General features: G+C 62.9%; 20 protein-coding genes. 11 read left to right on the top strand and 9 right to left on the bottom strand.

Annotated features, from left to right (window positions below; genetic code table 11):
- Positions 1-24 precede the first annotated feature (24 nt).
- Together C8J98_RS05185 and C8J98_RS05180 are read right to left on the bottom strand one after the other, a co-directional pair.
- On the bottom strand, positions 25-1,401 hold the full coding sequence (locus C8J98_RS05185) for a sigma-54 dependent transcriptional regulator (protein ID WP_107911589.1): 1,377 nt from the start codon (positions 1,399-1,401) through the stop codon (positions 25-27).
- A complete protein-coding gene (locus C8J98_RS05180; RefSeq protein ID WP_146171540.1) occupies positions 1,398-3,170 on the bottom strand; it encodes a sensor histidine kinase in 1,773 nt (590 codons plus the stop codon). Before C8J98_RS05180 ends, C8J98_RS05185 begins: the two co-directional genes overlap by 4 nt.
- A 99-nt stretch (positions 3,171-3,269) precedes the next feature.
- Between C8J98_RS05180 and C8J98_RS05175 the strand changes: the two genes are divergently transcribed.
- The 9 genes from C8J98_RS05175 to C8J98_RS05135 all read left to right on the top strand — a co-directional run bounded on the left by C8J98_RS05175 (position 3,270) and on the right by C8J98_RS05135 (position 10,510).
- A complete protein-coding gene (locus tag C8J98_RS05175) occupies positions 3,270-4,370 on the top strand; it encodes a porin (protein ID WP_158272602.1) in 1,101 nt (366 codons plus the stop codon).
- Positions 4,371-4,373: 3 nt separating this feature from the next.
- Complete coding sequence (locus tag C8J98_RS05170; protein WP_107911583.1) at positions 4,374-4,871, top strand: hypothetical protein; 498 nt, start codon at positions 4,374-4,376, stop codon at positions 4,869-4,871.
- A 342-nt stretch (positions 4,872-5,213) separates the two neighbouring features.
- Positions 5,214-6,440: an AMP-binding protein gene (locus tag C8J98_RS05165; RefSeq protein ID WP_158272601.1), complete on the top strand. Its 1,227-nt coding sequence runs from the start codon at positions 5,214-5,216 to the stop codon at positions 6,438-6,440.
- A gap of 2 nt (positions 6,441-6,442) precedes the next feature.
- Positions 6,443-7,252, top strand: coding sequence for an SDR family oxidoreductase (locus tag C8J98_RS05160; RefSeq protein WP_107912591.1), 810 nt, complete (start codon positions 6,443-6,445; stop codon positions 7,250-7,252).
- Positions 7,249-8,328 carry a glycosyltransferase family 9 protein gene (locus C8J98_RS05155; protein ID WP_107911579.1) on the top strand — a complete coding sequence of 360 codons (1,080 nt, stop codon included), beginning with the start codon at positions 7,249-7,251 and terminating at the stop codon, positions 8,326-8,328. The genes C8J98_RS05160 and C8J98_RS05155 overlap by 4 nt, the downstream gene beginning before the upstream one ends.
- A 3-nt stretch (positions 8,329-8,331) precedes the next feature.
- Entirely contained in the window at positions 8,332-8,661 is a 330-nt protein-coding gene (locus tag C8J98_RS05150; protein ID WP_107911577.1) for a hypothetical protein, read from the top strand.
- Complete coding sequence (locus tag C8J98_RS05145) at positions 8,658-8,885, top strand: phosphopantetheine-binding protein (RefSeq protein WP_107911575.1); 228 nt, start codon at positions 8,658-8,660, stop codon at positions 8,883-8,885. Before C8J98_RS05150 ends, C8J98_RS05145 begins: the two co-directional genes overlap by 4 nt.
- 121 nt (positions 8,886-9,006) lie before the next feature.
- Entirely contained in the window at positions 9,007-9,321 is a 315-nt protein-coding gene (locus tag C8J98_RS05140) for a hypothetical protein (protein ID WP_107911573.1), read from the top strand.
- Positions 9,322-9,682: 361 nt separating this feature from the next.
- Positions 9,683-10,510 carry a transporter gene (locus C8J98_RS05135; protein WP_233260117.1) on the top strand — a complete coding sequence of 276 codons (828 nt, stop codon included), beginning with the start codon at positions 9,683-9,685 and terminating at the stop codon, positions 10,508-10,510.
- A gap of 55 nt (positions 10,511-10,565) precedes the next feature.
- Here C8J98_RS05135 and C8J98_RS05130 read toward each other — a convergent pair whose 3' ends face one another.
- Positions 10,566-10,967 carry a DUF1622 domain-containing protein gene (locus C8J98_RS05130; RefSeq protein WP_199229818.1) on the bottom strand — a complete coding sequence of 134 codons (402 nt, stop codon included), beginning with the start codon at positions 10,965-10,967 and terminating at the stop codon, positions 10,566-10,568.
- Positions 10,968-11,327: 360 nt separating this feature from the next.
- Here C8J98_RS05130 and C8J98_RS05125 point away from each other — a divergent pair, with 360 nt between their 5' ends.
- Both C8J98_RS05125 and mgrA read left to right on the top strand, forming a co-directional pair.
- Positions 11,328-12,515 (top strand): porin, encoded by a 1,188-nt coding sequence (locus tag C8J98_RS05125; RefSeq protein ID WP_107911571.1) that lies wholly within the window; start codon positions 11,328-11,330, stop codon positions 12,513-12,515.
- Between the two features lie 76 nt (positions 12,516-12,591).
- Positions 12,592-13,632 carry an L-glyceraldehyde 3-phosphate reductase gene (gene mgrA / locus C8J98_RS05120; protein ID WP_107911569.1) on the top strand — a complete coding sequence of 347 codons (1,041 nt, stop codon included), beginning with the start codon at positions 12,592-12,594 and terminating at the stop codon, positions 13,630-13,632.
- Position 13,633: 1 nt separating this feature from the next.
- Here mgrA and C8J98_RS05115 read toward each other — a convergent pair whose 3' ends face one another.
- The 6 genes from C8J98_RS05115 to C8J98_RS05090 form a co-directional block, all read right to left on the bottom strand.
- A complete protein-coding gene (locus tag C8J98_RS05115) occupies positions 13,634-15,283 on the bottom strand; it encodes a DUF6519 domain-containing protein (RefSeq protein WP_107911567.1) in 1,650 nt (549 codons plus the stop codon).
- Positions 15,284-15,293: 10 nt separating this feature from the next.
- Positions 15,294-17,540 carry a hypothetical protein gene (locus C8J98_RS05110; protein ID WP_107911565.1) on the bottom strand — a complete coding sequence of 749 codons (2,247 nt, stop codon included), beginning with the start codon at positions 17,538-17,540 and terminating at the stop codon, positions 15,294-15,296.
- Positions 17,540-20,644: a putative baseplate assembly protein gene (locus C8J98_RS05105; RefSeq protein ID WP_233260116.1), complete on the bottom strand. Its 3,105-nt coding sequence runs from the start codon at positions 20,642-20,644 to the stop codon at positions 17,540-17,542. Before C8J98_RS05105 ends, C8J98_RS05110 begins: the two co-directional genes overlap by 1 nt.
- Before the next feature lie 65 nt (positions 20,645-20,709).
- Positions 20,710-23,382, bottom strand: a complete 2,673-nt coding sequence (locus tag C8J98_RS05100; RefSeq protein ID WP_107911562.1) for a putative baseplate assembly protein — start codon at positions 23,380-23,382, stop codon at positions 20,710-20,712.
- Positions 23,379-23,744 carry a GPW/gp25 family protein gene (locus C8J98_RS05095; protein WP_233260115.1) on the bottom strand — a complete coding sequence of 122 codons (366 nt, stop codon included), beginning with the start codon at positions 23,742-23,744 and terminating at the stop codon, positions 23,379-23,381. The genes C8J98_RS05100 and C8J98_RS05095 overlap by 4 nt, the downstream gene beginning before the upstream one ends.
- Positions 23,745-23,757: 13 nt before the next feature.
- Positions 23,758-24,081 carry a hypothetical protein gene (locus C8J98_RS05090; protein WP_107911560.1) on the bottom strand — a complete coding sequence of 108 codons (324 nt, stop codon included), beginning with the start codon at positions 24,079-24,081 and terminating at the stop codon, positions 23,758-23,760.
- Positions 24,082-24,083: the final 2 nt, after the last annotated feature.

The raw sequence follows: 24,083 nt of genomic DNA, 5'->3' as shown, positions 1-24,083 counted from the left end.
CGATGCTGATCTACATCGAGGCAATCAAGTGAACCCATACCGCTTGATCTTGTACCAGAGCGCGCGCTCGCTGATCTCAAGCAACCTTGCTGCGGCAGCCTTGTTCCCTCCAGCCGATGCGAGCGCCGCTTCGATAAGATGTCGCTCGACTTCGTCCACGTGCGGCCTCAGCGCCAGTGATTGGACCTTTACCCGGGCGGAAGCATCGACTGGGGAACGACCCGCGAACGCTGGCTCCGCTGCCAGTTCAGCAGGCAGGTGTGCCGCGGCGATGACGTCTCCCCTGCACAGCACCATGGCCCGCTCGATGATGTTCTCCAGCTCTCGGACATTACCTGGCCATGCATAGGTCTGTAGGATCGCCAACGCGTCGGGTGACATCGCCGGCGGCGACCTGCTCAGCTCGATGGAGTATTTGTTGATGAAGTAGTCCACGAGCAAGGGGATATCGTCGAGTCGGTCACGCAATAGCGGCACGTCGACGCGCACCACGTTAAGCCGGAAGTACAGATCGCGCCGAAGCACGCCGGTGTCGACCGAATGCTGTGGATCGCGGTTGGTGGCCGCGACAACCCGCAGGTCCACGGGCGTGGCCGCGTTGCCCCCTACCTTCTCGATCACGGACTCCTGAAGAACGCGCAACAGCTTTGCCTGCAAACCGATCGGCATCTCCGTTATCTCGTCGAGAAACAACGTACCCCCACTGGCCAGCTCACACTTGCCGATCCGGTCACGTACCGCGCCGGTAAAGGCACCCTTGATGTGCCCGAACAGTTCGCTCTCCAGCAGGTCCGCGGGAATGGCGGCGCAATTGATCGGCACGAACAGGCCACTTCGACCCGATGCGACGTGGATGGCGCGTGCCACCAGTTCCTTTCCGGTTCCTGTTTCACCGACGACAAAAATACTGCTGCGTGCGGGCGCTACCTGCTGCAGGAGTTCATAGAGCGCCCGCATGGCGCGACTGGTGCCGACGAAGTCTCCCCAACCACGCGACACCTCGTCCTTGAGGAATCGGTTCTCGCGCTGGACCACCTGCATCGTCAAGGCACGTGTCACTGCCATCTCGATGGTTTCCATCTCGAACGGTCGGATGACGTAGTCGGCCGCGCCCACCTTCATGGCCGCGACGGCGGTCTCGATGGTCCCGTAGGCGGTCATGACGATGACCGGAATATCGTTATCGGCACCGCGCAGGGCGGTAAGGAGGCCAATGCCGTCCAGTCGGGGCATTCGCAGGTCGGTGAGGACAAGATCGAATGAGCCAGACTCGATCTTCGCAAGAGCCTCCTGGCCGTCACCGGCTTGCTCCACCTCATGCCCCATGGACCTTAGGGAAAGTTCGAGAATGCGGCGCATCTTCGCCTCATTGTCGACCACCAGGATCCGTTTCGTCGTCATGTCACAGGCTCTTGATGTTTGAAGCGGAGATTGAAGGAGGCGCCGCCCCAGGCACTTTCGCCGACGGAAAGCGTGCCCCCGTGCGCCTGTACGATCTGCTGCACGATGGTCAGGCCCAGGCCGATACCACCTTCTCGCCGGCTGAAGAAGGGATCGAAAATGTGCTCCCGAAACTCCAAGGCAACACCCGGACCGTCGTCTGCGACGCTGATCCACAGCGCTTCCTCGTCACGATGAGTACTGACCCGCACCCGGCCACCCTCGCCCACGAAAGACAGCGCGTTGAGGATCAGGTTCAAGAAGACCTGCATCATCTGCTCGCGATCGCAGCTGAGCAAGATGTCATCGCCGTCGGCCTGTCTCGACAGCGTTACGCCGGTGCGCTCGACACGGGATTCCAGCAGGGCCAGGACGCTGTCGACGATCTCAGGGACGTCGTGCAACATGAAATGCGGCGGATTTGGCCGCGCGCATTCGAGCAACAACGTCACCAGCCGGTTCAGTCGTTCGGTTTCGCTGAAAATGAAGCCGATCAGTTCGCGCTGCCTTTCGTCGAGGTCGGGCTCCCTTTGGAGAAGCTGAGCCGAGCTACGCAGGATCCCCATCGGCGTCCGGACCTCGTGCGCCATGATCGCTGCCATCTCGCCAACCACCGCAAGCTTGCCGGCACGGACGACCTGCTCGCGCGATTGCTCGAGCGCCTGGATCATTTCGGTGTACGCCCGATGTAGCTCACCGACTTCGGAAGTGGCGCCGGAAGGTATTTCCGGAAGCGAAGGTTGTCCCTGGCGGAAGCTACGCGTGAACTCCGTCAAGGACACGATCGGGGAGACGATGCGGTCGGACAGGCGCGACGAGATCCATAGCCCGGCTAGCAGCGTCACCATGAACACGCCGACCATGGCCCAGAGCAACGCCCAGATGGGACCGAACGATACCGTGGTCGGTTCGATCATGAGGGTGTGCCACCCGAGACCTTCAAAGGGCGGCGAGCCGCCGGATGTCGCCACACCGACAAGAAGCTCACCGTACCCCAGGCCCGTTCCCTTGTGGACATAAGACGTTGCACCTTCGACCGGAAGATCCCAGTCGTCCAGACGAAGTTGCCTTAGATTTTGCTGAGTGCGAAGTGCAGCGGATGCGCCGAGCACGTGGCCACCGTGATCGGCGAGGAGAAGCCCTCTGGCACCGTGATTCACCGCGCCATCGAGCAGATCCTGCACGGCTCGCCAGTCGAGGAACGCGTAGAGATACCCGATCGTGCCTTCGCCAAAGGCATTCGGAATGGCACTGCGCAACACGATAGCGCTCGTACCGAGGCCCCCGGATGACAACGTCACCGAGATCGAATCGAGACCCTGCCCGAGGACCGTGTGCCAGCCGGACAGGCTCGGTGCGTTACCGCCGATATAAGATGCCTCACTAGCGGCCACTACCCTCCCCTGCACGTCGGTGCACAGCAGCACGTCGTACACCTTGTCCTGGCCGGCCCGCAGGTTGGAAAGGAAGTTGGATAACCGCTTGTCGACATCCTTCACCCGGATATCCTGCATGACTTCGAGGCCACGCCAGACACGCATGTTCTCGACGTGGGAGAACAGGAAGGTGTCGATGCGCTGCATCATCGCGGTCGCGCCGAAGCGAAGATTGCCGGCGATCTCGGATTGCAGGGCGCTCCGGAACTGGAAGAACGACAGCGCACCGACCACGGTCATCGTGCCGAGCATGGTCCAGAACAGGAGCCGGAAGAGGGCCGATCGTGTCGTCAAGGCGGGTCAGCTTTGGGAATGCCTGCGTCAGTGTCGCAGAATCGGGCGCGGGTTATGCCATCCTGCGCCCGTCCACGTTTCACCCCTGAAGGTATCTCCATGAGCCGGCATCCGCATCGTCCCCTGGTCCTGGGCGTGATCGCTCTGCTGTCGGCGCTCTTTTTGGCGCCTCGCACTCGCGCGACGGACACGACCGGAAGCAATACATGGCAGCCTGCACCCTATTCTCTTGGCCAGGGACTTTACTTTCCCGACCAGGGTCTGCGGATCGGCGGATATGCCGACGTGCACTTCTTCGACCTGCAAGGCTCGCACGCGGATTCGAGCCTGCGCGACGTCAGCCTGTTCGTCACGAAGGACCTGGGTGACCGCTGGCAATTCTTCACCGAACTGGCCACCTCGCGTACGACGAACGTGACCGGGGCGCAGAACGGTGGCGGCCACGCCGAGGTCGATGTGGAACGGCTCTATGCCGATTTCCACGCGACACCGGCCATCACGTTCCGGTTCGGCAAGTTTCTCACGCCCATCGGCGAGTGGAACCTCGTTCACGCCGATCCGTTGACCTGGACCGTCTCGCGTCCCCTTTCCACGTCCGCCCCCTTCGCCCGCCATGCGGCGGGCGCCATGGCCTTCGGTACGGTCGCCTTAAAGGGGCGAGACCTCGATTATTGGATATTTGCAGACGACAGCAAGAACCTGGGTGTGGGTCAGGACGCCGACGATGCCTTTACCGACTACACGGGTGACCGAAGTCCTCGGAACAACTTCCTCCACGCGTACGGCGGTCGCGTGTTGTACCACCTGGCGGGCGATAGCCTAACCGTGGGCGCGTCCTACATAACCTACCAACTGCAGGAACCGCGGCACGACTACCAACTCACAGGCATCGACTTCACGTGGACTACGCGGTACGTGGAGCTCACCGGCGAGGCCATCTATCGCACGGGTGCGTCGCCGCTTTCCAGCGAGCGCGGCGGCTTTGTCGAGGCGGGCATCCCCATTGCGTCCCATCTCTACCTGATCGGTCGTGTCGAGCGATATCACACGTCCGTACCGGACACGACGTCGATTGTCCGGACCGAGGCCCTCAACTATCGCCCCGTCCCGGGCCTCGTACTCAAGCTGGAGCATCGCAATGGTCAGAACGGCGAAATCGTCCCGGCCGGCTGGCTGGCATCTTTCTCGGTGTTGTTCTGACTTATGCCAAGGCGCCGCAATGCCGCACGCCTCCTGTTCTTGCTCTGGGGGGTGGCTCTCGGGAACCAGGCCGTATGGGCGGCACAGGTGCAGCTTGCCGTGATCTCGGCGCCGACGGCGCCCCGTCTGTCGTTCGACCGGGACACGCTCCGCAACGTCTATCTCAAGCGCATCTTCGTCGACAGCGACGGCGTCAAGCTTACGCCGGTCAATCTGCCTGCCGACTCCCCGCTGCGTGACGCCTTTACGAAAAGCGTACTGCACATGGCCGAACGACCGATGCAGGATTACTGGGACAAACAGTACTTCCAGGGCGTGAGCCCGCCTTATGTACTGGCATCGGATGAAGCGGTTATCCGCTTCGCGGCGGCGACGCCCGGTGCCGTCGGCTATGTCGCTTCGTGCCACGCCGACACGAGCGTTCGCGTCGTGATGCTGGTTCCACTGCCGCCGACAATCAGCGAGACGAGCCTCTGTTCGGACCGCACTGCCACGCCCTGAATCACCCGACATTTCTTGCAGACAATTCGTGCGCACTGCAAGAAAGGAGGGCCTGTAGAACGAGTGAAGTTTAAGTTATTATCCTTGTATTCAATAGGATACGTCGGTGGCACGAATATCGCTTTGGTAAGCGTTATCTCCTCCCAGCGAGCGATCCTCCATGTGCCTGCCCCCGCTGCCGCAACCGTCCGACCCTTGCGTGCTCGATACCGTGGAGCCGTTGCTGGTTGAACTGCGCAATATAGTCGTATCGCAACCACGTCTGCGCGCACTGCTCCGTGATAGTCGGGAAAGTGCCAGCCCGGGATGGTCCCTTCGCGCCTCGTCTTGCGGAGGTGCCTGATGCGAACCATCCTGAAGAAACTCGAGCACCATGCGCTGACGCGACCGGACCAGGTAGCACTTGAAGATGCCGCCTCGGCGATGACCTATCGCCAGCTCTCACGGACGATCACGCAAGTCGGTTCGCGCATCGCCGCCGGGCGCGTTGCCGTGATGATGGCAAACGGTATTCCATGGGCTGTTGTCGATCTGACCATCGCCGCATGCGGCGCGGTTGCAATACCGGTGCCGCCTTTCTTCAGCGACGAGCAGCTCGCGCACTTGCTGACCGATGCGGCACCGGACCTTCTCATCACGGATCGTCCGGACTACGGCGTTCCCCTATCTCGCGTCTCGCGTCACGAGACGATCATGATTGCCCACACCGAACTCCATCTCTACAGCCTTCTCCCCCCATGCCGTCGCACCCTGCCCTCGGATACCGGCAAGATCACCTACACGTCTGGCACGACTCAACAGCCCAAGGGCGTTTGCATCACGCGCGCCGCGATAGACGAAGTGTCCGAGGCGCTGGCGAGCGCAGCGTCGACGCGCTCCGATGATCGCAGCCTTACGCTCCTTCCGCTGTCCACCCTGCTTGCGAATATCGGCGGCATCTATGTGCCAATCCTCCGTGGGGCGACGGCTATCCTCCCCCCGTTGGAGCGTTGTGGCTTCACCGGTTCAAGTACGGTGGAACCCGGGGCCTTCATGGATGCGCTTCACAGGTTCACGCCCACCGGAACGATCCTCGTCCCTCCACTGTTGGCGCTTGCCGTGGAATGCGCGCAGGCCGGTGCGCCCCTGCCTTCCACCCTGCGTTTCGTTGCCGTTGGCGGCGCGCCGTGCTCCGCCTCCCTGCTGCGCCGGGCCCGGGCACTAGGAATTCCTGTCTACGAGGGCTACGGCCTCTCCGAGGCCACGTCGGTCGTGAGCATGAACCGTCCCGGCAGCGAACGTGCCGGCAGCGTCGGCATGCCCTTGCCACATGCCCGTGTCCGCATCGCCGACGACGGCGAAATCGTCGTTTCCGGTGCACTTTTTGGAGGCTATCTCGGGCTATACGACCCGAGTCCCCAGGTCTGGCACACCGGCGACACCGGATGGCTGGACGCGGACGGCTTTCTCTACATAAGCGGCAGGAAAAAAACCGCGACTCTCGGACGCAACGTATCGCCGAAGTGGGTGGAGAGCCAGCTCGTTGCTACGCGAGCCGTCCAGCAGACTGCCGTGTTCGCGGGCCAATGACCATGACCCTCGACCTACGTGAAAAACGCATTCTACTCACCGGCGCCGCTTGCGGTATCGGTCGGGAACTGGCCGAAGCGCTCGGTGCAAAGGGCGCGCGGCTGGGATTACTGGGTCGTACGGATGCGTCCGTCGCCAGCCTCGAACACCTTGTCGCCACGCACCGGATGGATGCGGTCGTGCTACAGGCTGATCTCACCGACGCCGCGGCACGCCGTTCGGCCGTGTCTCGCATGGTTGAGGCCTACGGTCGCGTCGATGTCCTGATCAACCTTGCCGGGGTCCTCGATTTCCGCTTCTTCGACCAGTCCGACGCGAGTGCGATCACCCGGACCATGCAAATCAACGTTGAGGCACCCATGCAAATGGCGCGAGAGATACTGCCGGCCATGCTGGGTCGGGGATCGGGCCGTATTGTCAACGTAGGCTCCACGTTCGGCAGCATCGGTTACCCGGGATTTGCCGCGTACTCGGCCAGCAAATTCGCCCTGCGCGGTTTCTCGCAGGCACTGCGCCGGGAACTGCACGGCACCGGCGTGGGTGTTACCTATGTCGCACCGAGGTCTGTCCGAACGGCTTTCAATCCACCCGCCGTGCACCTCATGGCGGAACGAAAGCTTATGCATATGGATGAACCTGGCTGGGTGGCGTTGCATATCGTGCATGCGATCGAGAAGGAGAAAAGCGAAGCGTACATGGGCTTCCCGGAAAACCTGTTCGCACGACTTAACGGCGTATTTCCCTCGCTTGTCGACGGCGCGCTCAAAAAAGTCTTGCCTGACCTGGCGTATCACGCGAGGGGCGTGTCATGAGCACGCATATCGCACCTATTCGGCAGGGCATCTATCGCATCCTGATCTGCCGGCCCAACCATCGACTCGGTAACACCCTACTGTTGACACCGTTGATCTGCGAGCTTGAAGAACGCTACCAAGGTGCTGAGATCGATATCGTCAGTGAAGGCGAGATTGCAGAGGACGTCTTCAGGGGATTCTTCAGCGTCAAGACGGTGTTTTGCCTGCCGCGACGAGGGTTCAAGCACCCGATCGCGATGCTCCGTACGTTGTTCCGGATCAGGCGAACGCACTACGACCTGATTATCGATCCCACTCTGGGCTCCGGCTTCGCCAGAGCACTCACACGGCTTCTCCACGGACGCTTCAAAATTGGCTTCAGCGACAAGCCCACGCGCGCGCTTACGCATGCCGCGCCTCACGCCATCGCCGGTCGCCACATGGGGCATCGGCCGATAAATCTTGTCCGTTGGGCAGCCAACTCCATACAGACGACGTCACAATTCTATCCTCCGCTTGCGATCCATCTGACCCGGGATGAGCGCGCAGAAGGGGCCAGTGTTGTCGCCGCGTTAATGGCGTCTACCTCCCGTGAGAAGAAGGGGCCAGTCATCGGCATCTTCGGCAACGCTACGGGTACAAAGCGGTACCCCGAAGCCTGGTGGATGGACTTCATGGCTACTTTGCATGGCACCCTTCCCCACGCATCGATCATCGAAATCGTTCCCGCCCATGCGCGGTCGATGTTACGAGAGGCATGGCCTGGCTATTACTCATCCGATATTCGCCGCATGGCGGCGGTACTGGCCGGCCTGGACCTCTTCGTCACCGCCGACTGCGGCGTCATGCACCTTGGGTCGGCGACCGGCGTGACGACGATAGGACTTTTCAAAGCAACGGCACTCGACGTCTATGCGCCCTATGGTGGGTGCAACATCGGGTTCGATACCGCTGACGCCTCGGGTAGCGACACAGCCCTTCGTGTCATCGAGCTATTCGAGGCCACACGCGACAGTCCCCTGCTCCCGAAGGCGGTGCCGAGGGCAAGGCGAGCGCCGGCGCAGCCGGCCCATGGAGCTCACATCGGAGGCTGACGAATGAAAGTCGATCAATGTACCTCGCACCCTTTGTTCGGCATATCCCTCGGCCAGCGATTCGCTCGCGACCATCGGACCAGCCTGTCGCTCCTCGTCGGTAGCGAGGCAGGCGAGGACCTGGTGGCGATGGTGACACTCGAACGCGTCGGGCCGCGCCTGGAGTGGGAAGCGCTCGTATGGCGCGGGCCGATCGTGTTGACGGAAATGAGCGGGAGCTGCGCCGACGTACCCGGCGTGGTCGAAGCCCAGATCCGCAATCGCATCGCTGAGCGCGCGGTACGAAATTTCTCTCCTTTGCCGTTACCGCAAGCCCCGGAATCGAAGCGATGAACGACCCCATCGAAGAGCGCGTAATCGATATCGTTGCCAAACAGGTTGGCGCCGATCCGGCGACGATCACGCAGGACGCCACGCTCGAAGTGTTGGGGATTGCTTCGTGCCAAGGCATCGCGATGACTTTTGCCATTGAGGACTTGTTCGATATCAACGTGCCCGTCGGGGCGTGCGACCTCAAGGTCGCCACTGTAGGAGACATGATCGACGCCTATACCTGATGCTCACCGGGAACGCTCACGCCTGCCCGGTCCACCGGCTTTCCACGCGCGTACCTATCGCGGCGCTGTCAACGGGGTCATCAACCTCAGCGGTCAGGCGACAAGCGCTTTGGAAGTCCAAATGATAACGATCGGCGCGCCGCGATTGGCCGGTATGAATCCGGACTACCTCGCACACGCCTTGTCGATGTTCAAAGACGGGACTCGCCTCAGCGTTGTCATGCAACCGGTGGCGCAACGCCTGTCGGACGACGACATGCACGCACTCGCAACGTACTTTTCAGCACAGCGTCCACCGCTTGCGCCTGCACCGCACGCCCCTTCGGCGAACACGATTTCAGCCGGCAAGCGCCTTGCCGAAAGCGGAGTCGCATCCAGAATGGACGATGCACAGATCGAAGCATCGGCGGCTTACTTTTCCGTGACTAAGCCCTGATCGCTGTTTGATCCAAACGCCTGAGTGCGCTCGCTTCCGATCCAACGCCGGCCGTCCTGGAAGTCTGGCGTCTTCAAGCCTGTGACAAACAAGCGACACGCGCCAGCGACAAAACGCGTAGTCTCGCTCCGTAAAAATACCGAGGCGCCGAGTCCATCCGCCCTGCCCCCTAAGCTGCATACCGCTCTCCTCGTCGGCGGTTTACTGAGTGCGACCGTAGCGGCCGAATAGGTAAGAACGCCTAGTCAATATCGGTATTTCTGCCCTTGTCGACCGGCAACAATCGGCGGAGCGTCTGCCCTGCGAGGGCACGTCACTGGGACGCGCCGCTGCGCGATACCAGGCTCCCGGGGGCCCGCACATGACGATCGGACGCCTGTTGTTCTACGCAGCGCTCACAGCGTGGTGCTCCCCCTTGAGCGCTCAGTCCAGCCCCAGCCAGGGCGACGACGCCGCCGATCTGGCGACAAAACTGTCCAACCCGGTCGCCTCGCTCATCAGCGTGCCTTTCCAGTTCAACTACGACAGTTCGATAGGTCCCGACGAGCGCGGTCATCGGGTCGGCGTGAATATTCAGCCGGTCGTACCGGTATCCGTCAGTGACGACTGGAACATGATCTCGCGGACGATCTTGCCCGTCACTTCGCAAAGCGACATCCTGCCGGGCTCAGGGAGTCAATCGGGGCTCGGCGACATAACGCAAAGTCTTTTTTTCTCACCGAAGGCGCCTACTGCCAGCGGCGTGATATGGGGTGTTGGTCCCGCGTTCCTCCTACCCACGGCGACAGACGAATTGCTCGGTGCGAAAAAATGGGGGCTCGGTCCAACGATCGTCGTCCTGAAGCAATCGCGCGGTTTCACGTTCGGTTTTCTCACGAACCAGATCTGGTCGGTCGCAAGCGTAAAGAACTATCGGGACCGCGGCCCCCTCAGCAGTCTGTTCCTACAGCCCTTCGTGTCGTACACGACGCCGACCGCCTGGACATACGGTGTGAACGCTGAATCGTCATACGACTGGCACGCGCACCAGGCCGCGGTACCGCTAAATCTTTCCGTCGGAAAGTTGGTCCGGTTCGGCAAGCAACCCGTCAGCTTCACGGGTGACGTCCGCTACTGGGTGGCCACGAATGAAACGAGTCCGCACGGCTGGGGATATCGCTTCGTGATGACATTCCTGTTCCCGGAGTAGACCCTGAGCCGAGCCACGCCGAATCGCGCCCTCCTTGGACTTCCCGGACTTCGAATTAAGAGACATCCCCCGGGCCCGCCGCGGTACCCCGACTGTGTTTTTCCTCGCGCTGCCAGGGCCAGCGTCCCTCGACTTCAAGGATGAGTGACCAACTCAGGAATGTGCGGATGACCACGAGAAGACCGAGCGAGATCACGCTTTGGAACGAGCTGTCGAGCGCAATGGTGCGTACTATGTCTGCCGCAACGAGAATCTCGAGGCAAAGCAGGAGGGCCCGTCCAAGGCGCCGCTTGTACTGTGTGTAGCGCCCTTGTGGATCGGCCATTCGTCGGACGAGACCAAACAGGTAGATCGACGTCGCGGCGAGAATGGCGATGATGATCAACGCTGTCGCCAACAGCTCAATCGCGAGCGCAGCCAGATCGATCAGGTTGTGGGCGTTGCTGGCGAGGTCCATCGACCGCTTCCCCCTACTGAGAAGAGAGGCCTGTTCGCGAAAGCCAGGGCTTGAATGCCTGGGGTGGGAGCAACCTGGCCCTGGCCGGAGAGCCTCGCGAACGGGAGAATACAATGGCTCAGGTCTATCCTTGTCGAGCGAAGCTCGGTACGCGACAGATCAACTACGGATAACCATCCAGTAAAAATACCGGTCTGCAGCGCTTCCGCCCGCCTGGACATATGGGATTCGCGGACAACCTACCCTCACCTTGCCTGATCGTTTCACACCTCCCAGATTGATCGAATAATTCAGTGGGCGGTATAGTTCGCTACAAACGGTCGGTCGGTGCATCGACCGACCCTCGGGAGGGGTAACCGCATGAAGGCATTTTTCCTCAGCGCTCTGGCGCTGATCGCACCCGTGTTCGCGTCCGCCGCCGATGCGCCTGGCAACAACTACGACTGGCGCACCAATTGGCCGACCCACTACGTCTTTGCCGATGGCACGGATCTCGGCCTGTCCGTGAAGTATCAGTACGACATCGACCGCTTTTCCCACGACGATGGTCTGTATGAGAACGCACAGACGAACCGACGTAAGGAGTTCGGCTTCTTCATTCGCAAGAAGGGTGTGTACGACGCCACCGCTGTCTTCGATTTCCAGGCAAAGACCTGGCTCGACGTCTTCTTCCGCTTGCAGAGCAAAGCTGTCCTGGGCGACGACTATGGCGCGGTCCGTGTCGGCTTCATGAAGACCCCGGTGGGTTTTGAAGGCAATACCAGCACTGGCACGACGTCATTCCTTGAGCCGTCGCTGCCGATGCAAGCCGTCTACGCCAACCGTCGCATCGGCGTCGACTGGGCGTTGACGCGCAGGGCCTACCTCGTGCAATTGGGCTACTACAACGGTGGCAACCTGCAGGGTGATCTCGATGGGCGCATGGTCGCGGGTCGTGCGGCGTGGACGCCATTGAACGATCCCGGCGATGTGCTCCATCTCGGCGGCTCGGTATCACGTGAAACGCCATATGGCACGACCGACGGGCGCGGCCACTACACGCCACCGAACGCGCGCCTGCGCGCCCTGCCGGAAGCGGGACTCGCCACCCAGCGGCTGATCGACTCAGGCGTGCTGAGCGTGGCCGAACACGTGGACCGTCGCGGCCTCGAAGGCCTGTGGATACACGGGCCGTGGTCGGTGCAGAGCGAGTACCTGGACGCCAAGGTCAAGCTCGAGGACAAGCCGGCATACAAAGCACATGGCTGGTACGCATTCGGTAGCTGGGTGGCCACGGGGGAATCACGGACCTATAGCGGCGGCAACGTCTCCGACGTCCTGCCGAAGGGTCCCTGGGGCGCACTCGAGTTCCTGATTCGCTACAGCAGGCTGGATCTCGACGACGGGCCCACGCAAGGCGGAACAGAACACGACATCACGTTCGGCACCAATTGGTACCTGACGAAGTACCTCAAGCTGCAGGGCAACTACGTCCGTGCGATCAGTGACCATCGCGATGTCCGCGTCGATCCCCATATCGTCGAGGTGCGTGCACAGATCATGTTCTAGGCGGGCCTGAGAAGCAGTCCCAGCTTCGGCTTTCCGTCGTATCCTTCTCCTTCGGTGCAATGAAGAGAACCAGATCATGAGCTATCAACCCTCTCCCGATCGATACAACGGCCAGATGCCTGTTCGCCGCTGCGGAGAAAGTGGCATCGACCTCCCCGTGATTTCGTTGGGGTTGTGGCAGAACTTCGGTGGTACCGATGTTTTCGAAACGGGGCGTGCCATCTTGAGGCGTGCCTTCGACCGAGGCGTCATGCATTTCGACCTCGCAAATAATTACGGTCCGCCGCCCGGTTCGGCCGAGGAGAACTTCGGCCGTATCCTGGCCAGTGACTTCAAGTCCCACCGCGACGAGTTGATCATTTCGACAAAGGCCGGCTGGGACATGTGGCCGGGTCCCTATGGTGGAACCCGCGGTATTGGCGGAAGTCGGAAGCACCTCATTGCGAGCCTCGACCAGTCGCTCCGGCGCATGGGTCTGGACTACGTCGACATCTTCTACTCTCACCGTGTCGACCCCACGACGCCGCTCGAAGAGACCGTGGGTGCGCTGACGCATATCCACCGGCAAGGTAAGGCGCTCTATGTCGGCATATCGAGCTATTCGCCGGAGCTGACGCGTAAGGCCGCGGCCATGCTTGCCGATGAGGGAGTCCCTCTTTTCATCCATCAGCCCAACTACTCGATGTTCAACCGTTGGATAGAGGACGGGTTGCTCGATGTCCTGACCGACGTTGGCGCAGGTTGCATTGCTTTCTCGCCGCTCGCTCAGGGTCTGCTCACCGATAAATATCTCAACGGCGTGCCGTCGGACGCGCGCGTCGGTCGAGACGGGTCGTTCCGGAAAGATATGCTCAGCCCGGAGAATCTCGCGCGAATCAGGGCACTCAATGAAATCGCCATACGCCGCGGCCAGACGCTCGCACAGATGGCGATTGCATGGGCGCTTCGCGACCCCCGCGTCACCTCGGCCTTGATCGGTGCGCGGACCGTCGAGCAACTGGACAATTCACTCGGTGCACTGGCTAACCTGGATTTCTCTGCGGACGAGCTCGCGGAGATCAATATCCATGCGGTCGATGGCGGGACAGACCTTTGGCGGGGATCTTCCTCACTCTAGTCTAGCCCCCCTTTTTACGGTTTGGCTTCGCATTCACCTTCGCCTTCGCGGTGGCCTTGACCTTCGCGCTGGCCTTGGCCCTGGCCTTGGTCGGCGTGCCGGCAACCGCGGCCCCGGCGGCGGGACTTGCCAATGGCGCCGCCTCATTCGACGCCAGGCGATTCGTCGAGCGCTGCAGCAACGCACAAAGTGAATCGAACCGACAACAGCACTCGGCGTACGTTCCAGCGCCCTGACTGATGCCGAGAGTCGCATAGTGGTGCATGCCACGAGACCTCAATGCACCTGGCTGGCCGCTGCTCTGCGGCCAGTCGAGGCTGCCATTGCCCGCCACACGGGCCGGTATGAGCCAGTAATCCCCCGTGGCGTAGACACCGCCCGCGGAGAATGTCACCTGGATACCGTCTTCCAGGTCGAACGGCGTGCCCTCGGTGAGCGGCACGCAGCCCTGCGCATCCACTTCCTTGTTTTGGTCCCAGCGACGCATGAGCGGATGTTTCTGTGGGCTGTTGCTTATCGCATAGGCCGCCACCCCGTTCCGCGCGGCGAGGGTCACCAGGCCATGGGGTATGTCGATAGCGGTGACTTGCAGCAGAGGACCAGCCAACTGGCCCAGCGTGTAGTCATCGTCGACTAGTTCGACCCAGTCATTGACGGCGAGGCCCAGCCGCTGATCGCGACCAAGGCTTGCCACGGTCACGGCGATCAGTGCGCTGCCATCGGCCTGCGAGGTGGTGGCCGTCTGCAACACGGAGAAGATCACGGCGCCGTTCTCGCGGGAAAACTTGAAGCTTGCGCCACTGGCGCCACTCGCGGCGCCGGTGCTGCCTGCCAGCCCACCTTGGTGAATCTCCACGCGATACAGCTGGTTTTCGCACCCACGATAACGGGCGTCTGCGGCGATGACGCACGGATCGCTCTCCGACGGTAGCGGCCCCAATCGGGCCTGCATGAGCGGCCATGCATAAGTGGCGCGGGCGGCAAGGATGCCGCCGATCGAATGGCACAGGTTGCTGCCGCTGGCGACACCGGCGACAAGTGCCCGGCGAAGCGCATCGACTTGCCCGAGCTGGGCGTTGATTGCCGCAGACGCCCTGGCATCGTTGCCGGCGGCTTGCAGGCGTAGCTTGAGCGCCGCGGCGATGTTGTCCAACCCGCTCGCATCCAACCCGAGCAGCCGAATCTGCCAGATCGTCTGGGCGCGCGATGCCGTATCCACGCCATCCAGCGCGACGTCGAGCACCGACGGTGCTTCGATAGCCGACAGATGCCGCTCCCATACATCCAGCCATAACGCGAAACCCGGCGGCGGCTGATTCCAGCTGCCGGCGCTGTCGAGCGGCGCAGGGGCATAGGGCTGGCCAGCCAGCGTGCAGTCGACGTCGTTCTCGCAAAGGATGCCGTCGACATAGAAGTGGCCTGCTTTCACCGGCCACGCCGAAAGGCTGCCGGGGCCGGCCGTCACCTGGAACCCGCTACCGACTGCCCAACACGGACCCACCAGGTCGCGTATCAGCGTGTGCATGAGGTGCAGCTGGATGCCCACCTGCTCGTTCCAGTCCGCTTCCAGCAGCACTCTGCCCTGTTGCTGCAGCACGCGCGTCCGGTGATTGCCCGGATCGAACGTGACGCGTGCAAAGTCACCCTTCATGGTCGATCTCCTAGCTCGCGAAGAGGATGCCGGCGTTGGTGTTGGCCGGCACGTATTCCTGCAACCGCACGGCGAGGTTGGCCTCGCGCTGCGGTTCGTACAAGTCGTGGTAGACGCCCATCGCCGAGCCATCGGACGCGCCGCTGCGGATCTCCTCGCAGCAACGGTCGTGCAGGCGTACATAGTCGGGCGTTGAATAGCGAAGGCTGAGTAATAGCGGTACGACGCGGAGGATTTCCGTGGGACGCTGCGCCAGTGGTACCGCCGCGGTCGCCAGATCAGGCTGGCAATGAAAGCGCTGAGGTGTGCGTGAGCCGGGCGGTATAAAGCAAAAGCGCATGCAGCCCAGCTGGCGGCGCAACACACGCACCAGGCTCACGAAAATACTGTCCTCGGCCAGCTGGATACTGTGTGCCTGCACTTCGCCGATGACCGTGCAGCGCCGAATGCTGGCGGTCACATAGGCCACCGCTTCGTCGGGCGCTCCAATCGCCACGCGCTCGGTGCCGGTGGCATCCAGCACGCTGTCGCACAGCTGCAGCAGCGGTGGCTCGCCACGACGAGGTGGACTGATTACCGAAATGGGCCCGATGATGCTGTGCTCCACACGCAGCGACGCACGCGTTCCATCCAGCGTTACACTCGGCTCGCCGGGACGCCTGGGGTCGCAGTCGCATTGCAGCGTCCAGCCCGGCACCAGGGTGCAGTGGCGTATCACCAACTCGCACAGGTCTGCCGCCGGCGTAGCGCCGTCGGTGTCTTCACCGTCGACGTGCACTTCGACGCCTCGACCCATGATCAACAGGCCGTCCAGCAAGAGGCGGCTGCCGGCGCCGCCGCTTACGCTCAGCGCATCTTGCTGGTTGGCGCGCGCATCGAGCAGACGGAGCACCGGCCGTGTGCGATCCGCTGCGCGCAGCTGGATCGCTTCGCCAGCGGCCAGTTGAAGGTCGATGCTGCCGTCGTATACGCCACTTTCGGCCAGCTCGATGACCAGGGCTTTCAGGTCCGGCGTCACCGTCCTGGCCGTGGACCATGCCGCGAGCGCGGCGCCGATGCTGGCGAAATGCCCCGGTGGAAGACTGCCCGGGGTTGGATCACGGGTCGGAAGCACCGTATGCACGATGTAGCGCGTGGCGTTCTCCAGTTCGGGGGTTGTCCGCGCGTACTCGCCACCGCCAAGGTCGGCGGCGAAACCGTACTGATAGCTCACCCATACGCCATGCTTGGGGCGCGAGTTGGCCGGAAACATCAGGCGCCCACGCTCGGGATCGACCGCCACGCGCCCCTTGGGAATCTGGTAGCGCCACCCCGACAGCTCCGCCGTTATCAAGGATGACCGAGGCACCGGCATGCCCTGCCCCCTGGATGGCCAATCCGGGGCATAGATGAGCACGCTCTTGCCGTCTCCGTAGAGAGCGTCGGACACACTCGCGTAGTCGGCCAGCGGTCCGCGATCGGCGAAGCGATAACGGCGCAACGGCACCGGCAACTGGCTTTCCTGCGCTACGGTGGTCGCTGCCGCCTGGGTGTCGGGGCGCTGAAACAGGGGCGTATCGTTACCCAACACGCTGAACGTGTAGCAATGCGGCCCGATGTCTTCCACGCAATAGGCCGCTGTCGCCGTCACCGCATAGCTTCGCAGCCGGAAGACGAACAGGCCCAGGTCGGGCACGCCATAACGTCCTCGACGATGATGGCTGCCCATGCGCCTTACATCGACGCTGTGTGCCAGCGGGTCAAAAGCGCCGTTGGCCCAACGGATCCGCTGCATGACGCCCGGATCGCGCACATTGGCGGTGCCGCCCCGGTGTCGATGTGGGTGGTCGAGGTGTTGCATCCAGCCAAGCAGTCGATAGAACTCCACGGCCCGCGCTGGCCAGCCGGCGGCGTCGCGGGCCAGATCATCCAGTAAGGCGAGCGTCCCTTTGCGGCGGCGTGCGTCGATCGTGTTCGCCACGTCGGCACGCGGCGCGAGCACGCGGCCGAGTTTCGCCACCGGCGCACCGCCTTCCCCCAGGGCCAGCGCTTCCGGCAGCAGGGTATACCCGAGTAAGTCGCCGATGTAGGGAACGACCCAGTCATCGCAGGTCTCGATGAACCAGTTGTTGTAGAGCCGCGTGATATCCGCCTCCAGCAGATTGGCCTGGATCGTCATGACCTTCAGGAAATCCCGAAGCGGATAGCCGACCTCCGCATCGCGCATGCGGTAGACGACAGGCATCAAGTCGTAGAGGCGATCGGGGTTCGCGCTCATCACGAGGTCTCCTGCAGCAACAAGGTGTCCGGCACATTGGCGAGGAAATACGCGAGTTGGGCCGGCTTGAGCACGCCGTTGGCGTCATAGCGCGTACCCAGTACGGGCACGGACGAGTTCAGTTCGGTGGCCGGTTGCTCAGCGGCGCGGCTGACCCCGGTGAGGTCGTCACCCTCGTCCTGGGTACCGATGCCGAAACCCGTCAGGATGGCGGTCTCGTCCAGACTGCCAAATACATCCATGTCGACCCACGCCACACCACGTACGCCCTGCATGCAAGCAATGATCTCGCTGAGATAGATGCCCTTGGCCAACTCGCGTCGCTCGAAGCCGAAGCGTTCGAGCAGGCGTGCTCGCAAGACCGGCTCAATCGCATCCCAGGTGAAGTCGTCCAGCAGCCCGATCTTTGCGCTGAGCGTCAGCGCGAGCAGTTCACGCACATTGAGGCCCACGGACAGCGACGGATCGCCATAGCGCTGCATGGCCTGCAGGAGGTTCACGTAGAGATCGGAGGTCTCATCGATGGGCACATCGCCGGCACCCGCTATGGTGACCCACACTTTCCCACCCAGCTTCACCGCCGACGCCTTGCCAACGCCGCCGAATGTCCGGGCGAAATCAGCATAGTCTGCGACGGAGACCAGGCGATCGAGCGCGAGCACCGCCAGCGGCACATGGCGCCGTGCCTGATCGCGTGTTTCGGCATCCGCACCGCCGGTCGCAGGTAGCGGATTGATGACGTCCTTCACGCCCAGCGGCTTGGTGGCCAGCAGACTGATCTGACCCGCTTCGACATTGCCCGGCGTGCCGATGCCATTGCGATAGGTGGCGAGAAGATTCTCGATGCCGGTAGGCACGCGCGCGCCATGAACACCGTCGCCGAAAGTCACGCTGATCTTGCCGTCATCGGCGGTTGAGGTCACAAAACTGCGGTCGGCGTTTGTCGCGCCGGCAAGACTGTCTACTTCGTGCCATCGCACGCCATTCACGACCACCTTCAACGTGCTCTGCACGCCATCGACGGTCGGCGCGGAGACAAAGGTCAGCGGTGCCTGTTTCAGGGCGAATGTCGGCATGGCGACCGTACCGTCGCCATTGCCCAGCACTTCGTTACGGGTCTCACCGTTGGTCGCGCGAACGACGTTGGCATAGATGCTGACCGTGCTTCTCACGTACTGATACGCCAGGCCCTTGCTGGCGAACACCAGGGTGCTGTGGACGGTGTCGCCGGGAAGTTGGCTATTGGAGCCCTGCTCGATGCCGGCAATCATCACCAGTTCGGCGGCATTGACCGGGTTCGAGCCCGGCACGTCGGCGCGCCGACCCTGGACGATGACCCAGCGTCCCACCTTCATGCCTTCGATCGCCCCATCCAAGGTCAGGCGGGTGAAGCTATCCGTGGGAAGGTTGGCCGGACTGATATTGCCGACCACGTCATCGATAGGCACATTGGCCAGATTCAGCGGCTCGCTTTGCGCATAGACCTGCGTGCCACGCAGCGTCGCGGTGTCGGTGTCGCCGGAGATGTCCCACAGGGACGTTCCGGAATCGTTAGCGAGGGCAATCTCCGTCGTCTTGCCGCTCATGCCATAGGCGGTGCGCGGATGCACCGTTACGTTGCGTACCCTGGCCACGACGGGCAATGAACCCGGATCATCGTCCGGCTGACGGATGACGACGTAGCTGTCCGCCTCGATGCTGTCATAGGCGTTGTCCAGCTGCAGTACATCCGGGGACTCGTTCTGGGTCGATGGATTCCAGTCGGGTGCAGGACCCGGTACAAACGGCAAGGACGCCTTGGTCGACGCGTCGGTATTGGTCTTCAGGCCGGTCGGAACGACGGCGTTGTAGCCAAACAGGCAGGCGGGCGTCCGTAGCACATAGACGCCTGACAGCGCTGGCGAGGGGGTTCCCTGCGGCAACCCTGACCAGCCCGCATAGAAGCTGCCGATAAGGCGCGATTCGAAGTTGAGCAGCAATTGCGGTCGCGCATCACTGGCGGGTCCGAGCGACATGATCGCGCTTCGCGTCAGCTTGAGGCTGTTCGCGGGCTGCACGTTGGGTGCCTGCCTCAAGGCTTTGAACAGCACATCGATCGGGGATCCAGACATCGGTGGCGGGGGAACCGATGTCGTGCCGAAAGCGGCCTGAACAGCCTTGATAAACGCTGTGACAGGTGGCGGCCCGGAAGGAGGCTGATCGTGTCCGAAGATGGCGCCAGTCACCAGTTGGTCGTAACTGCCGCGGTTGTCGCCGCCGAGCAGGAGCATCCGACGCACCCAGGTGGCCGCGCGCTCCCACGTTGCATAGTGGGGGTGTGACGTATAGGCCGTCAGGCCGTCGAGTGCGACGCCAGCGGCATCGATGATGGCTACCGTAGCCGGATCCAGCGATTGAAGCGTGACCCTGGTGATCTGTGAGGCTTGCTGCGCCTCCGCCGCCTTGACCACACGCATGGCTTGTTCACCCGTCGCGAGGTCGCCGAACAGGAACAACAATCGATCGCCCTGCTTCAGATGCTGGTCCGTACCGGCGATCCACAGCTCGTTCATGCTCGATACGACCGCAACAGGAAGGTTCCGCGTTGCATCGGACGTCGGTGCCCGGGCGCGAATATCCTGCGGCCGGCTCAGGCGAGGCTTCAATACATTCCACTCACTACGGGCATCCAATGCTTCGGCCGATTCAAAGGTCTGCATCTGCTCGCCGGGTGCGGGCACCGACTGTGCCTTCGAACCAGCCGGGATGGTTACGGGACCGGAGTTGCTGTTGAGGGTGTAGGCGAGATAGACGCTCGCCGATACGCCGGGGCGCAGGCGGTAGTCGACCAGGCGACCCAGCTGCAGGACCGAGCAGCGCTCAGTCGCCGTACGCAGATAGCCTTCGTTAGCGATGCGTTCCTGGTAGAAACTGATGACATCCGCGCCGATGGCCCAGGCGTCCAGCAACGCTATCGAGGCGTCGTCGGGATCGCGCGTGCGCAGGCCTCGCAGTGCAGGTAACACAGCGGCACTCAGGTCGATCTGCATGGTCGCCATGAAGTCGGCATAGCTGCCGACCCGATAGCTCAGGGCATCGAGCCCAGGACGGTTGTACAGCGGCAAAGGTGTGCGCGCAGGCTCGCCGCACCCGCATGCACAGGCATGTTGACCACACGCGCTACAACAGCTCATCGGCCACCTCGCATGGTGAAAGTCATGCTGCCGCGATCCGGATGGTCCGGATCGTTCTCGACCTGGGCGATTTCCACGCTCGCCATAGGCAGTTCGCCATCCGCGGGCACGGCGCCGGACTGGCCACCGTCCGCGCGCGCCAGGGTGATCAACTCCACGTGCGCCACGCCGGTGACCGCCTGTGCTTCCGCGATCAGCGCGCTTTCGAGAACCGCCCCGCCCAGCAGCTGGCGATCCGGATGGAAAAGGCCGGCGCTGAAACGGTCGACGAGTGCCGCCTTGATATGCGCCTGCAGGAAGTCAGGCAGCACACAGACCGACAGTTCGACGATGACCGGCACATAGCGGGCGCCCAGCACGGCCAGATCGTGACCGATGCGGCGATAAGGCCACAGCGCCCGCTTGACCCCGGTCGCCAGCGTGGGATCGAGCACGTCGGTCCCCTGTGGATCGAGGACCACGTCTGCTTCGAACCAACTGCCGGTCCAGGCGAGTTGACAGGCGGCGTCCTGCACGCCGGGCTGCTGCTCGGCAAAGTGCGCGTAATCGTCGGCGACGATGGCTCGCAGCGGCTTCGCACGGAATGCGCCCGGCGCGAACTGCTTTACCTGCGCGGGATTCTCCGGTGCGCTGCCGCCACTGGCTGCCAAGGGATTGCGCGGCACCACCCCAGGCGGGGCAACGTCCGACTTCAGGGCAAACCAGACGATGCTTTCCCTGCCGACATTGCCTGCGGCGCCGTTGCCGACGCGCACCTGCGCGCGGAAGAAGTCGCCAGCGTCGGGTTGCCGCCCCAATGCGCCATCGCCGAAGCGCAGGTGAGCGTCGCCATCGTCATCCATCTCGACGACGTAATGACGATCGTCGGGACCGCTCTCGAGCAGGTCGCCCTGTGCCAGCCAGCCATAGGCATCCACCGGCAGGCCGTCTACGAGCACGTCCGCCAGGGGCCCGCCATAGACGCGCAACTGCGGTAACGCCTGGTGCGGATCGCGCGCGAGCAACTGACACACCGGGGCATGAAGGCCCGTGGGCAGCGGTTCGGCCCAGGTCAGCGGCGCGCCTTGCAGCATGTGGCCGGTATCGCCGGGTGGCCGTGTCACGTCCTGCACGGCGCCCTCGCACGTGCAACAGCCGTAGTGTGTCGTGCCGGGAACCAGCCAGCAGTCTTCGGCCAGGGTGCCGCAGCGCGTGCAGGCATCCGGCACGGCGGCCAGTGCAACGTCCAGGCCGGGATAGGTCGCGTGGTCCGCGCGGCCCGGTGGCACGCATAGGGCAGCGCATTGGCATTGCCCGGGTACATGATCACCGTGATCGACCAGCAGCACATTGCCTCGCGCCAGACTGACGTCGTGAATCCACGAACAATCCGGCGCCGGCATGCGTACCGACAGGCACAGGTCGAAGGGCAAGGCGTCGCAACGGTCCCAGTCCACCCGGAGCAACAAGGAGCCGTCGAGCGGATCGATCAGTTCCTGGATCGCCGTCAAGCGCACGGCATGACGATGCAGGGGATTCGCATCGTCTGGATTACCGGTGGCCGGGCCCAGCACTTCTTCGAAGATGAGCAAATCGCCTACCCGCAGCTTCAATGCGCGTTGGGGCGCCGTATCGAGCAACACCGCCTGTGTCGTCCCCTCAGGCAGACAGCAGAGCTCACCACCCCAGCTGTAGAAATGGATACTGCTTTGCGCCGCCACGACGGTGATGCTGCTTGCGCCATCCAGCGCCATCGGCTCGAATACGATCGCGCCATTGGCCCGGGCCGCGGCCAGTTGCATCGCATCGATGGCGCCTGGCGTGACATCGCCCTGCCCTGGCGGAGGTGCGATCAACAACAGATTGTCCAACGCCAGGGAGACCTCGCCCGCCGCCAGCGACAGCGTCACCAGGGCCCGTGCGTTGCAGCCCTCGTGCATCCGGTAATCCACCAAACGAGCGTGACGTCGCACCGAGATGCGGCGCCTCGCGGTTTGCAGATAGGCCTCGGTCGCCACGGCGTCCTGGTAGTAGCAAAGGTAATCGGCCACATACGCCATCACCTCGATCATGGCGATACCGACATCGGGCACATGGCGCTCCTGCCACGCCGGTACGTTCAGCGCCATGCGATCCAGGAACAACTGCCGGAAGCTCTCGTAATCCCGCGCGAGATAGTTGATCTCGGGCAACGGTGAAGCTGGCTTGACGCATGGTGTCTGCACGCCGCAATCCAGATCCCGGCCGCAGCCGAGGCGGAAGCGCAGTTCCGCGCAGGCATAGCGTGGATCGAAACCGGGATAGGCGATCCAGCTCGCGATGTCCGCACCTGAAGCCGCGTCCACCAGGCACAGGCAATACGGGCTGAAGTCGCCTTCGCGGTCCAACACGACGCGAAGGCACACGTCGTCGTGCATCTCGGGCTCGCGTTCCTCGCTGACACTCAAGGCACGCAGGCCGACGATGCGATCGCCCCCGCTCACGCGCACATGGGCAACGCCGATGCCCGCCGGAATCTCGCCGAACAGATGCACGCAAAGGGTGACGCCATCATCACCGACTTCGACATAGTCGATGCCATTCAAGGTACCGCCAAGGCGCACACGCTCACGCCTCGCATCTTCGGCGCAGGAAGGCTGCCAGTGGCAGCCAATGGGGACGCGACCCTCGGTGGATTGCCGGGCATTCATGGCGCGCTCCGGCTATAGGTGGCGCTGCGGGCATCGCCGGTGGCAAGCACCACGTAACTCAGTTCGACGGTCAGCGTGGCATCCTCGCTGCTGACATCAAGCGTACTGACCGTGATGACATCGCCCAGGTAGCGCTGCAACGCGGCCTGCAAGGCGAACTGCAGCGCGGCGGCCACCTCGGGACTGTTCGGGGCGAACACCATCTGCAGCAGACCCGTGCCGAAATCCGGTCGATTGACGCGTTCGCCAGGACTGGTGAACAGCAACTGCTCGATCATCTCCCTGACATGATCGTCGTACACCGCGGTTGCCGTGCGTCCGTGCCGGTCGAAGTGATAGGGAAAGTCGATGTAGATCGGCATGACCATGACCGCCTCACATGGCGCTCGCGCGCGTTTGACAGGCGACGATCAGCAAGGGCGTGCCGGTCGGTGCGCAGATCGCCTGGCTGTCCTGGCACAACAACGGCTGTCCGTTCGACGTGACACGCGTCGCCGAGCTCACGAACTGCGCGGTCACACAAGGTCCGTTCGCCGCGGTCGGTGGTGGCAGGATGCATCCTGCCACCACCCACGGACCCGACATGGCCACGGTCGGTTGGCCGCTGACCAGGACGCGTGGATTGGGCGCCGTCGCCTGTGCCTGGCCGGCATGGGAGCAAAGGACGCTGGCACCAACATGAAGCAGGAAACCTGGCATCA

The organism is Luteibacter sp. OK325 (assembly GCF_003050935.1).
In the GTDB taxonomy this organism is placed as follows: Bacteria; Pseudomonadota; Gammaproteobacteria; order Xanthomonadales; family Rhodanobacteraceae; genus Luteibacter.
Note: the sequence above shows the minus strand (reverse complement) of the source record. Positions and strands in the feature narration are given on the sequence as shown.

Coding starts and splice junctions, on each gene's coding strand:
- C8J98_RS05100 (WP_107911562.1), bottom strand. CDS start 23,382: ATGAATGCCCGGCAATCCACCGAGGGTCGCGTCCCCATTGGCTGCCAC.
- C8J98_RS05125 (WP_107911571.1), top strand. CDS start 11,328: ATGAAGGCATTTTTCCTCAGCGCTCTGGCGCTGATCGCACCCGTGTTC.
- C8J98_RS05175 (WP_158272602.1), top strand. CDS start 3,270: ATGAGCCGGCATCCGCATCGTCCCCTGGTCCTGGGCGTGATCGCTCTG.
- C8J98_RS05095 (WP_233260115.1), bottom strand. CDS start 23,744: ATGCCGATCTACATCGACTTTCCCTATCACTTCGACCGGCACGGACGC.
- C8J98_RS05165 (WP_158272601.1), top strand. CDS start 5,214: ATGCGAACCATCCTGAAGAAACTCGAGCACCATGCGCTGACGCGACCG.
- C8J98_RS05140 (WP_107911573.1), top strand. CDS start 9,007: ATGATAACGATCGGCGCGCCGCGATTGGCCGGTATGAATCCGGACTAC.
- C8J98_RS05185 (WP_107911589.1), bottom strand. CDS start 1,401: ATGACGACGAAACGGATCCTGGTGGTCGACAATGAGGCGAAGATGCGC.
- C8J98_RS05150 (WP_107911577.1), top strand. CDS start 8,332: ATGAAAGTCGATCAATGTACCTCGCACCCTTTGTTCGGCATATCCCTC.
- C8J98_RS05135 (WP_233260117.1), top strand. CDS start 9,683: ATGACGATCGGACGCCTGTTGTTCTACGCAGCGCTCACAGCGTGGTGC.
- C8J98_RS05115 (WP_107911567.1), bottom strand. CDS start 15,283: ATGAAGGGTGACTTTGCACGCGTCACGTTCGATCCGGGCAATCACCGG.
- mgrA (WP_107911569.1), top strand. CDS start 12,592: ATGAGCTATCAACCCTCTCCCGATCGATACAACGGCCAGATGCCTGTT.
- C8J98_RS05090 (WP_107911560.1), bottom strand. CDS start 24,081: ATGCCAGGTTTCCTGCTTCATGTTGGTGCCAGCGTCCTTTGCTCCCAT.
- C8J98_RS05155 (WP_107911579.1), top strand. CDS start 7,249: ATGAGCACGCATATCGCACCTATTCGGCAGGGCATCTATCGCATCCTG.
- C8J98_RS05110 (WP_107911565.1), bottom strand. CDS start 17,540: ATGAGCGCGAACCCCGATCGCCTCTACGACTTGATGCCTGTCGTCTAC.
- C8J98_RS05145 (WP_107911575.1), top strand. CDS start 8,658: ATGAACGACCCCATCGAAGAGCGCGTAATCGATATCGTTGCCAAACAG.
- C8J98_RS05170 (WP_107911583.1), top strand. CDS start 4,374: ATGCCAAGGCGCCGCAATGCCGCACGCCTCCTGTTCTTGCTCTGGGGG.
- C8J98_RS05130 (WP_199229818.1), bottom strand. CDS start 10,967: ATGGACCTCGCCAGCAACGCCCACAACCTGATCGATCTGGCTGCGCTC.
- C8J98_RS05160 (WP_107912591.1), top strand. CDS start 6,443: ATGACCCTCGACCTACGTGAAAAACGCATTCTACTCACCGGCGCCGCT.